8 protein-coding genes are annotated in these 10,268 nt (G+C 57.8%); 3 read left to right on the forward strand and 5 right to left on the reverse strand.

Annotation, left to right across the window (positions count from 1 at the left end; genetic code table 11):
* Positions 1-250: 250 nt before the first annotated feature.
* Positions 251-712 (forward strand): Hsp20/alpha crystallin family protein, encoded by a 462-nt coding sequence (locus tag RDV48_31310; GenBank protein MDQ7827324.1) that lies wholly within the window; start codon positions 251-253, stop codon positions 710-712.
* 412 nt (positions 713-1,124) lie between these two features.
* Here RDV48_31310 and RDV48_31315 read toward each other — a convergent pair whose 3' ends face one another.
* Positions 1,125-3,437, reverse strand: coding sequence for a carboxypeptidase regulatory-like domain-containing protein (locus RDV48_31315; protein MDQ7827325.1), 2,313 nt, complete (start codon positions 3,435-3,437; stop codon positions 1,125-1,127).
* Between the two features lie 126 nt (positions 3,438-3,563).
* Positions 3,564-3,794 carry a hypothetical protein gene (locus RDV48_31320; protein ID MDQ7827326.1) on the reverse strand — a complete coding sequence of 77 codons (231 nt, stop codon included), beginning with the start codon at positions 3,792-3,794 and terminating at the stop codon, positions 3,564-3,566.
* An 830-nt stretch (positions 3,795-4,624) separates the two neighbouring features.
* Between RDV48_31320 and RDV48_31325 the strand changes: the two genes are divergently transcribed.
* Both RDV48_31325 and RDV48_31330 read left to right on the forward strand, forming a co-directional pair.
* A complete protein-coding gene (locus tag RDV48_31325; GenBank protein MDQ7827327.1) occupies positions 4,625-6,712 on the forward strand; it encodes an ankyrin repeat domain-containing protein in 2,088 nt (695 codons plus the stop codon).
* Positions 6,713-7,022: 310 nt separating this feature from the next.
* Positions 7,023-8,525, forward strand: coding sequence for a histidine kinase dimerization/phosphoacceptor domain -containing protein (locus RDV48_31330; protein MDQ7827328.1), 1,503 nt, complete (start codon positions 7,023-7,025; stop codon positions 8,523-8,525).
* Positions 8,526-8,852: 327 nt separating this feature from the next.
* On the opposite strand, the gene RDV48_31335 is transcribed toward RDV48_31330, so the two are convergent.
* The 3 genes from RDV48_31335 to RDV48_31345 all read right to left on the reverse strand — a co-directional run bounded on the left by RDV48_31335 (position 8,853) and on the right by RDV48_31345 (position 10,198).
* Entirely contained in the window at positions 8,853-9,176 is a 324-nt protein-coding gene (locus RDV48_31335) for an SUMF1/EgtB/PvdO family nonheme iron enzyme (GenBank protein MDQ7827329.1), read from the reverse strand.
* The gene (locus tag RDV48_31340) at positions 9,142-9,339 is read right to left on the reverse strand and encodes a PIN domain-containing protein (protein ID MDQ7827330.1); all 198 of its coding nucleotides are present in this window, start codon (positions 9,337-9,339) and stop codon (positions 9,142-9,144) included. The genes RDV48_31335 and RDV48_31340 overlap by 35 nt, the downstream gene beginning before the upstream one ends.
* Before the next feature lie 607 nt (positions 9,340-9,946).
* Positions 9,947-10,198, reverse strand: a complete 252-nt coding sequence (locus tag RDV48_31345) for a hypothetical protein (protein ID MDQ7827331.1) — start codon at positions 10,196-10,198, stop codon at positions 9,947-9,949.
* Positions 10,199-10,268: the final 70 nt, after the last annotated feature.

Raw genomic sequence — 10,268 nt, forward strand, 5'->3', positions numbered from 1 at the left:
GGGCGGAATGTTTTTTGCGGGGGAAAGATTTCATGGCTCTTGACCTGTAGATTCCGCGGAAAGCGGGTTCGGAAAGGCCGGAAACCATACGTGCCGGCCCCGCTCAGCGCCTTACCTTATTGAAACGGGGCAGGCCTGACTTTCATGACGAAGCTTCAATGACACACTCAACTTTCTTAAAATAGAATTGGAATCTTTTGTTATATTAAAGCATCATAACCCATGGAAAAGAAAAAAGGAGGTGTGCCATATGTTCGAGCTTACCAGATATTTTCCCCGCTATGAGGCAATGAGGATGCCCGATACCTTCGACAGGCTCTTCAGGGAGACTCTGCCGGTGATGTACAGGACGATGTCGCCCCGGGAAGCCTTCAAGGTTCCCGCCATTGACCTGGCAGACAGGGAGAGCCACTTCCTCATCAATGCCGAGGTGCCGGGCTTCAAGAAAGAGGAAATCGACATCTCTGTCGATGAGGATGTCCTCACCATCAAGGGCGAGACCAGGAGCGAGAAGGAAGAGAAGAAAGAAAACTACTTTCACAGGGAAATCTCCACGGGATCCTTCTCACGGAGCATAAAGCTTCCCTCGGAGATCAACAGAGAGGCAATCAAGGCATCGCTCAAGGACGGGATTCTGATCATTGAAGTCCCCAAGATCGAGCAGAAAGAGCCCGAGAAAAAGGAGCCTCAGAAGGTCCCCATAGAGGAATAGCATGGGTCCTGCTGCGGAATCCGGGGGCACCTGCAGGGGTGCCCCTTTTTCACGTGCGCCCGCCATTTCGCCCGCCCGGTCAGCCCGCTCAAGCCGGGGCGAAGGAACAGCCGTCAGAAGGGAAGAAGTGTCTCTCCACAGAGCTTGTCACAAGTGCAAAAAAAGGAGCCTGACGGACCATGAATATTATCCTCGGGGCAACAGGACAGACAGGCTCGCCGGTAATTGAAGAACTGCGCAGGGCAGGCCATCCGGCTGTTGCTGTTGCAGGAAACAGCAATAAAACGATACAGGCAGGCGACATTCCTGTCAGATATGCGGATTTCATGAACCCGGGCGCCGTCGATTTCTATGACCTGCCCGTTCCTGGCGATCTCGGGAAGGGGAGTTGGCCTTTTCCAGAGATAATGGCCTACCGGCGGCGGCCTTTTTCCATAAGGTCATTGGGGCCGCAGGTGGCATACTTGAGACCGGTGAAAGTGGGATCGGCAGGCTTCGTCTCCGAATCCTTCCAGATCCAGCAGTTGTAGCTCTTAGCATTCTGGCAGGAGTCCCAGCTCAAGGTCCTGTGAGGATCCACGTCGGTTGCATCATTGTCCGGCTTGGGGTTCTGGGGCGCCGCCGGCCCCGGAGGCTGATCGGCGGGGTATATCTGGTCCACCATCTCGCCCACGACCGTCATCTCATCGGGTATCCCGTCAGGAAGGGAATACCAGCCATCGGATCCTCCCCCCCACCCCATGTTCAGGTGGAACTTCTCCTCTTCGGAGTCGTAGCCGTCGCAGAGGTAGGTGTGACCCCCGCCGCTTGATTCGGGCTCATTCGAGCCAAGTATGACGGGACGCTTTTTGCCGATGTTCTCGATAATATCCACCGTTGAGAACCTGGTCTTGTCGTCGAACTCGGTGAGGCGGGCGCGCCCGTACCCGCATCGCGTTTCCAGCGCCTTGGCCGCATCTGACACCCAGGCCGCCGAGCCTTCGGCGCCGGATGTGTAATCCATATGCATGAGGACGCCGCAGGCGAAGCTTAAGACGGCCTTCACTTCGTCGCTGGGGCTCCCGCCGTTGTAACTGATATGGCTGAAACTGGCATCAAGGGCGTCCACATCTATCTTCTTTGTTTTTGTCACATAGTCGTCGGCCGCGGTGAAGGTAAGGGTCGTGGGCACCTCCCAGAAATTCAGAATCTGGGCCATGGCCGTAGCCGTGCAGCCCACGTAGGAGTTCTTTCCTCCGTCTTCCGGGCAGTCATTATTGTAAGGGGGGTTCTGGCTCCAGGTGGTAAACTCCATAAGGTGCGCAGGCTCGTCATCCCTTGCCGCGGCGCGGCGCAGCGCCTTGCCTTCCAGAGCGAGGCGCCAGAGGATCAGGTTCTTCTGCCCGCGGGCCCTGGTGGAAAAGGCCGCCTCCCTGGCCGATGCGAGGCGTATGGCGAGATCATGCCTTACAAGGGCAAGGAGCCCGTTTTCCGGGCCTTCTTTGAAGGGGAAAGCGCTCCTGAGGGAATAGGCGAGGACGGGAGGCACAAGGGCGCTTTTTACCGAGGGCACCACCACGTAGCCGCAGGGCTGGAGGGGGACTCCCCATGCAAGAAGGACCCTGCCGGACTGATCATAGATCTCGCGGGGAACGCCGGCCTCGTTTTCTGACCTGCCACGGGTCAGAAGGAACGACGATGCCACTGTCCAGGCCTCATGACGCGAGATTCCGCCCTTCAATGCCAGAGGGACAGGCTTGCCGGCCTGGCTTGTCGTGAAGGACCACTGGGGGCCTTCCGTTTTCCTGCCGGACTCGTCCACGGCTTCCACCTGCCAGCGATAGGTGATCCCTTCGTCAAGCCAGGCTTTTTCGCTGGAAGCCATCACGAAATCCAGGTCCCGCTGATCCCTGTCGGCAAGGGTCACCACCTCGCTCCCGGCGATGTAGCCGTCTTTTAACGCCCTTACCGTGTAAGTCCCCGCGGAGAGAGAGTCGAAGCGGTAGAATCCCGAGGAATCGGTCGTCGCCGCGTCCGCGCCGGCCGTCACCGAGACGCCCTCTATGGGAGCCCTGGTGTCATTGTCGGTGACCGTGCCCTGCAGAATGGCGCCATTCTGTGAGGCAAGAGGGGTCATCGCGATGTTTTCCGTTTTTGTCTCGTCGCCGCCTATGGTCACCGACACCGAATAGGTGTGATAGCCGTCCTTGCTTGCCGAAAGCGAGAGCTGCCCTGTCGCCGTTCCTTCGAATCGGTATGCGCCGGTGCTGTCGGTGACTCTTTCCGCCCTTCCCGTTGATACTGTCACGTCGCTGAGGGGTGCTTTTGTCACGCTGTCGGTCACCGTTCCGAGAAGGAGGCCGCTCCCGGCGGCACTTCTCTTCGTGAGGGCCGCATCCTGCGTCACCGTCCCTCCCGCCGTCACCGTGAGGGTCCGGCTATAGTCCTGGTAGCCGGAGCGGGATGCCTTGAAGGTGTAGGAGCCGGCGGAGAGGTTCTCCACCCTGTAGGCTCCCGAGCTTCCCGTCACGGCGCTGGAAGCGCCGATGGTAACCGTCACGTCAGAGAGCGCCTGCTTTGTGGCGCTGTCGGTCACCGTTCCCGTAACCACCGATGCGGTGGCGGAACTGTCGCTTCCATGGAAGACTGCCGCACTCCCTGAATCGCTGCTCCCGCCGCAGCCAGAAAAGATAACGATCACCAGGAGAAGGGCAAGAAGCTTATAAACGGGCCTGCAGTGTGTCATATGGCTCTCCTTTTTCTCATTGCACGATGGGCTTTGATATAACGGCACCGCTCACGCTTCCCGCATGAATGTGCCGCATACTATGTCCGGCCGAAGATATCTTCATTTTCCGGCTGTCCAAGTCCTTCAATATCGCTCTCTCTGAAATATCCGCCACGCCGTATGGTGCTTACTCCATTCACTTTCGTCCTGGCGAAGATATTCTTCTCTCTTGTCATTGATGGTTCCCGTGACGGGCTTCTCGCGCTCTGTAAATCCTCTTTTCTGGGGAAGATTCTCTCCGAGGACATATTTTCTCACGGTGTTCCTGGAAATACTGAGGATTTTTGCAATCTTTCTGATGGCAAGGTCTTGCACAATATACATTTTCCTGATAAGCTCATATGATCCACTCTGATCACCTCTTTTCCTCCTGTCACTACAGTATGAGCAACCATAGTATGCAGGAAATCCGGGAAGTCAGTGCGGATCACTTTGTAATTGCCGAAACCCCGGCTCGTGGATCACTTTTAGTTTACCGCTTTATAAGCGGGTGAGTAAGGAGAGGATGGGTAGAGAAAAAATCAGGAAAATGCAGGAAGGGGAGTTGACCTTTTACAGAGATAGCCCTCCCTGTGGGCGATCCCGCTCTCCCGCGGCAGGGGAATGGCCGAGCTGGGGGAGCTCGCCGAAGCCCTGGGCGGGGAGCCCTCCGGCGGGATTGTGGAGTATGATGACTGCCTGATCGTGGATGGCCTGCGCCTCGAGAAGGGAAAGAAATAGCCTGTCTCTTATACTTTTTTTGCAGCCCCTGTGCTTGCAGGCTGCGAAGGGGGAGCCTCATCGTTTTTCCCCGGTTATCCACACTATTGCTGCAGCAATTTGGAAAGCTGCAGATTGTAATGCTCTTGAGCATAAGCATCACCGCCGGGTATAATCCAGTGAAGAGATCTCCTCCCTCAGGCATATGCGGCTCACAAGAAGCCTGTAGCGGCCGGTATTGTGAGAAATTCGACAGAAAAGCAAAGTCCTCTCACTTATATTCCCTCAGCAGGAATCACCTCCCGGTCCGTAAAAAAGAGGAGAGGGCACACGCTCCCTTCACGAAGGCTCCCTGATTTCAGGACAAAGAGCCTGTAATGAAGAGCACTGCGGGATGCCCGGCGCCGGGACCTCGCACAGGCGCCTGATAATACAGAGGTGAGCCTATGGCGCAGCTACTTCCCGACGGCACCGTCGTAAACGGCAGATACAAGGTTCTCAGGTTCCTCGGAGAGGGGGGGATGAACAGGGTCTATCTCGTGGAGGGCCCTCAGGGAATTACCTTCGCGATGAAGGTGACGAAAAGCGGCCAGGAGACAGGAGCGCCGGGCAGCGAGACCACGGATAAGTTTTACAGGGAAGTGGAGATCCTGACGAGGTTCCCCCATCACATGCTCCCTGCTCTTGAAGATTACTTCGTGTCGGGCGGTCTGTTCTTCCTGATCGAGGAGTATATAGAGGGGTCATCCCTCGAGGAGTATCTTGAAAACTCCCTTCTCAGTGAGGACGAGGCCATCGGGCTCGCCCTCAGGCTCTGTGATGCCCTTGCATTCCTCCACGGGCACGGCATCATATTTCGGGATCTGAAGCCTGCCAACCTGGTGGTCATGGCATCAGGGGAGCTCAAGCTCATCGACTTCGACATCGCCCGCTTCTTCAAAGAGGGAAAGGCCGCCGACACAATAGCCCTGGGAACCCCCGGCTATGCCGCCCCCGAGACCTATGGAAAATCCCAGAGCGATGCCCGCTCCGACATCTATTCCCTGGGAGCCACCCTCCACCACCTCATCACCGGCATCGATCCCCAGGACAGCCCCTTTCAGTTCGAGGCCGCCCACAGAGTCAGGAGCGACATCTCGCCGGGCTTCGGAGAGGTGATTCAGAGGGCCCTGAGACTGAATCCCTTTGAGCGCTTCCAGTCGGCTGCTTCCATGAAAAAGGCGCTCCTGAGGCTCCGCCCCTCATCCAGCACCGCCCCCTCCTCACTCGAAGGGCTCCTGGCGGCAGCGGCCACGTGGGTATCGCGAATCGGGCAATGGGGCCAGTCCGCCGTCGAGAAGCTCAACCTCTCCCAGATGCTCCCCCGCCTGATGGAGGCGGTCCGGGAGGGGGACATCGCCGAGGCGAAGCGGCTCATCGAGGCCGGATGCCCCGTCGATGGCTGCGACAGTTTTCAGCGCACTCCCCTTCACGCCGCCATCGAGGGGGGTGACAGGCCCATGGTGGAGCTCCTTCTCAACAAGGGCGCACGGCTCAGCCTCAGGAGCAGCGGGGGGCTGACGCCGAGAGACCAGGCATTCCTCTCAGGAAAGCCTGACATAGAAAAAATCCTGAGAGACAGGCAGGCCCCTCTCAATATCTACGATGAGTCGGGGATGATGAAGGTCCATAAGCTCGTGACCGAGGGGGACTACAGGATAATGAGCCTCCTGCCCGAGCTCGGCCTGTTCATCAATACCCGCGATGAGCAGGGCCGCACCCCTCTTCATTACGCGGTGCTGAACAACCGCTACGGCCTCGTGACAGGCCTGATACTCAGCGGGGCGACACTTGACCTGCAGGACCACGAGGGAGCCACCCCCCTCCACCTGCTCCAGAGCGTCCAGATGCTGCAGACTATTCGTGATACCGGTGTGAGACTGGATTCCGGCCTTCTTGAGATGGGTGATCATGAGGGCGGAACCCCTCTCCATCATGCGGTAGCGAGGGGAGATATTGTGCTGGTGAAGCTCCTGCTTCATTGCGGGGCTTTTATCAACTGCCTCAACGGCAAAAAGGAAAGCCTCCTTCACGGGGCTATCAGGGAGCACTGCTCAGGGAGCATGGTAAAATTCCTCATCGGCCGGGGAATAAACGTGAACATAAAAGACAGTGCCGGGCGGACCCCCCTCATGACCGCCATAGAATGTGAACAATGGGCCGTTGCAGAGATGCTGATCGACAGCAGGGCATTCACAAATACCGATGACTGCAGCGGGAAAACCCCTCTCATACTCGCGGTGGAGAAAGACAACGCCGTCTTCGCGGAGAAGCTTCTCAGGAAAAGCGCCCTCGCAAGACGCGGTGATCATTCAGGCATGACCCCTCTCCACTATGCGGCGGCACATAACTCAGAGGACATGGTGAGGCTCCTGCTGGAATTTGGAGCAGATTCCCGCTCCTTGGATGATCTCGGAAGAACGCCCGGGATGCTTGCTTCGGGAGAGGTGGCGGCGCTGCTGGGGAAAGCAGGCAGTAAACCGGGGGAAGCCTGAAGAGGTCCACCCCCACGGCTGAGCTCATTGACAAGCACGGGCACGCGAAGAGGATCATTTCTGCGTGTTCCGGGAGAATGTCCCCTGGACTCTCGCGCACCACAGGGCTGCAGCACAAAACAGAGGGGCGCCGCAGGGTTTTGCCGAGGGCGGGAGAATACTCAGGAAAGCTCCTTATGCAGGGAGAGGGAATTGATCGCCCGGGCCCTCCGGACAGGGTGCAGGAGGCCGGTAAAAAGAACTGATTGTCACTTTTCGCCGCGCGAGGAGAACTGCTTGACGGATCTTATTGGAAGGAGCCATATGCCCGATGGAAAGGAATGACCCGGAAAAAGCCGTGCTTGACGGGGGCGCCCCTTCCTGCCTTCAGGGATTCATCTCCGATATCACGGAGCGCACGCAGGCCGGGGAGGCGCTCCGGGAGAGCGAGACCAGGCTCCGCTCCCTCAGCGACAATCTTCCCGGCGGCCTCATCTACCAGATCAATTCAGGCACCGACGGGTCGGAGCGCCGGTTCACCTACCTGAGCGGCGGCGTCAAGGAGCTTCATGAGACAAGCGCCGCTGAGGCCATGGAGGACCCGTCCCTTATCTACGGCCAGGTGATTGAGGAAGACCGGCTCATGGTCGCCGAGAAGGAAAAGGCCGCGGTGGAGACCATGTCGCCCCTGATCGCCGAAGTGCAGGTCAGGCTCCCATCGGGCAGAGAGCGGTGGCGCCTCTTCACCTCTGCTCCGCGGCGCCTTGCGGACGGCCGCCTGGTATGGGACGGGGTCGAGATCGATATCACCGGGCGGAAGCAGGCCGAGGAGAGCCTGAAGAGCGCTCTCGAGAATCATGAGGCGACGCTCCGCGCGCTGCCGGACCTCCTCTTCGAGATTGATGGGGAGGGAGTCATACACCATTTCCACGCTCCCCGCAGAGAGGAGCTTTATGCTCCTCCCGAGCGGTTCCTGGGGAAGCCCATCCACGAGGTGCTGCCGGAAGACGCGGTGAAGGTGATCAAGGAAGGGCTCATTGAGGCTGAAAGGGAGGGAAGCCACCAGGGGGGGACCTATTCGCTGGAAATGCATGGAGAGCGCCTCTGGTTTGAGCTCTCAATCTCCTCGAAGGGCGAGGCGGGGCCGCATGACAGGCGCTTTGTCGTGCTCGCCAGAAATATCACCACCAGGAAGCGGGCCGAGGAGGAGCTCCGCGGGGCCCTGGAGGAGAGGAGCGTGCTGATGCGAGAGCTTCAGCACCGCGTAAAAAACACGCTCGTCATGCTCACTTCCCTTGTGAGCCTGGAAATGGCGCAGACCGTCGATCACGCCGCCAATGACGCGCTCAGGAAGCTCCAGAGCCGCATCCTTACCATCTCAAACCTCTACGGCATGCTCTATGCCGAGGGCTACACCGCCGATATCCACCTGGGCAGGTACCTCGGGAAAATCTCCCGCTCACTCATGCGCGAGCACTTCGATGGCAGCAGGCACATCGAGCTGAAGCTCTCCCTCGGGGAGATCGTGCTTGACGGGAAAGATGCCTCATGCCTCGGCCTTATCGTCAACGAGCTCATCACCAATGCCCTCAGGCATGGATTCCCCGAAGGGCGGAAGGGAACGGTGCAGGTGAGCCTCAGGGAGGACAACGGCTTCATTATCCTCGAGGTGGCCGACGATGGGAAGGGCCTCCCCGGCGGCTTCAACCTGGCCCGGGCCGGGGGGCTGGGCCTTGAGCTTGTCACCGGCCTCGCGGGGCAGCTCGGCGGCGAAGTCTCATGGGAGGGCGGCACGACGACAATGTTCACCGTCAGGTTCAAAAAACAGGGATGAGTCACCGCACCGGGTCACTGCAGGCCCTCGTTTCCGATATCACCGCGGTCAACAGTGAGCCACCCGACTCAGAGCCATGGGAGCGCGGGCTCATCCCTGTTCCGGGAGAATAACCTTCACGCGCATGGGTATGGAGGTTGCGCCTTGAGCGGCAGCCGGGGGCCTGGCACTGGTAGTGGTCCCGGGCGAGCACGCGGCTGTGGAGGTCCCTTTTTTCGGGGTGGTCCCAGGCGGCGAGGAAAGTGTCAAGAAGTGCCTCGATAAAAAGGGGCTGCAGCGCCGTCCCCTCTTGTGCCGCCCCTGTTGCCGCAGCAGCTCTCGTCGCAGTTAAAGATGCCGCAGCAGGCGCAGGAATCGCAGGCCGCCGAGCAGGCCGAATCGGTGCTGGGCCTCGGTGGGAAGGTCGCCTCCCGCCCACCGGCAGTAGGCCGCTGCATCTCCCCAGGTGACGTATTGCACAGGATGGCGCTCCTTGCCTTTGGATTCATGTTTTTCCCAATCGCCATCGGCATTAAACCCTGTAGCATTGACAAACTTCCGGAACTGCTCAAAGGTCACCTGATACTTGTAGAGGTAATATTCATCCAGGTAGACCTTGTGCCGGGGACACTCGTCGTCACCATAGAAGCAGGAATCGTTTCCCCCTGCCAAGCCCCCGGGAAATCAGGAACCAGGACTCTGAAAGGATAAGGTCCGTAATCACAAGATCGGCATTCTTCAGTGAATCTCTGAAAAACTCTCCCGCCTTCTCGTGATTTGTGTCATCTTTATCAACAATAGCGTACCAGGCAGAGGTGTCCACCATGATACTCATTCTCTTTCCTTTTTCCACTCCGCTTCTATCGCCTCTTCGATAAACCTGTCGTGATTCATTGAAACAGTCTTCACTCCGCTCGCACCCATCCCGACAATGCGCAGCGCTTCCTCATAACTTCCGGATTCAGCGCATGTTCTGTGAAGATATCCATCGACTGCCTTTCGTATAAGGGCCGCAGGAGATATTCTTTCCCTTCGCGCCTCTTCAACAAGCGCGGTGCTGCTCCGGCTCAAGATAAATCATGGTTTTTGCCTTCATGATGAAGGAGATTATTATCATCGAGCCTCCGCAGGCGCGGCAGACAAGCGGGTCTGTTTCCCATATTTTTCTTACGAGGGCAGCCCAGCGCCTGCGGCAGGTTCTTGAGGAAGGCAGGGGCTGTACTGTATTTAACTCTTGACCGATGTTCCCGGCGAGGAAATGCAGCATGATACGAGCCTGGCGATTCTCACAGGCACCGGGAGTGAAGCGTTGTTAGAATAATCCTCCGGGAAGCGGTGAGTCGATGTGAACAAAGCGGGAAATCGTTGGCAGGGCCAATTTTTTACTCTGATCCGGCTAATATAGGGATTTCCAGGCCTTCTGAAGAGGCGAATGGCCACTGCTATTTCTCAATCTTGAAAGAATCAAAGAATCTGGCCAAATCTGCCTTTTCCTTGTCATAGTCATCGACCGCTACAAGAGCGCACAGTATGTAAAACCGTCCGTCCTTGTGGCAGCCTCTCAGAAAGCCCTTATAGGGATTCGGCATGATGGAGCCTGCGTTATATCCTCTTATTATGTTCTCGAATCCTTTGATCCCTGAAAGCTCAATTTCACGGCCGCCGCTGAAATCAGCTCCAAGATTTCCCCCCATTTTTCTCATGATCTCATAACACGACTTACGCACATGAATAATTTTGACGACCAAAAATATTTTTCAGGCA

Source organism: Candidatus Eremiobacterota bacterium (genome assembly GCA_031082125.1).
Taxonomy (GTDB): domain Bacteria; phylum Vulcanimicrobiota; class CADAWZ01; order CADAWZ01; family Ess09-12; genus Ess09-12.

Excerpts from the sequence above, each read along its gene's own strand:
- RDV48_31310 (MDQ7827324.1), top strand. The coding sequence starts at position 251 with ATGTTCGAGCTTACCAGATATTTTCCCCGCTATGAGGCAATGAGGATG.
- RDV48_31315 (MDQ7827325.1), bottom strand. The coding sequence starts at position 3,437 with ATGACACACTGCAGGCCCGTTTATAAGCTTCTTGCCCTTCTCCTGGTG.
- RDV48_31325 (MDQ7827327.1), top strand. The coding sequence starts at position 4,625 with ATGGCGCAGCTACTTCCCGACGGCACCGTCGTAAACGGCAGATACAAG.
- RDV48_31330 (MDQ7827328.1), top strand. The coding sequence starts at position 7,023 with ATGGAAAGGAATGACCCGGAAAAAGCCGTGCTTGACGGGGGCGCCCCT.
- RDV48_31340 (MDQ7827330.1), bottom strand. The coding sequence starts at position 9,339 with ATGAGTATCATGGTGGACACCTCTGCCTGGTACGCTATTGTTGATAAA.
- RDV48_31345 (MDQ7827331.1), bottom strand. The coding sequence starts at position 10,198 with ATGGGGGGAAATCTTGGAGCTGATTTCAGCGGCGGCCGTGAAATTGAG.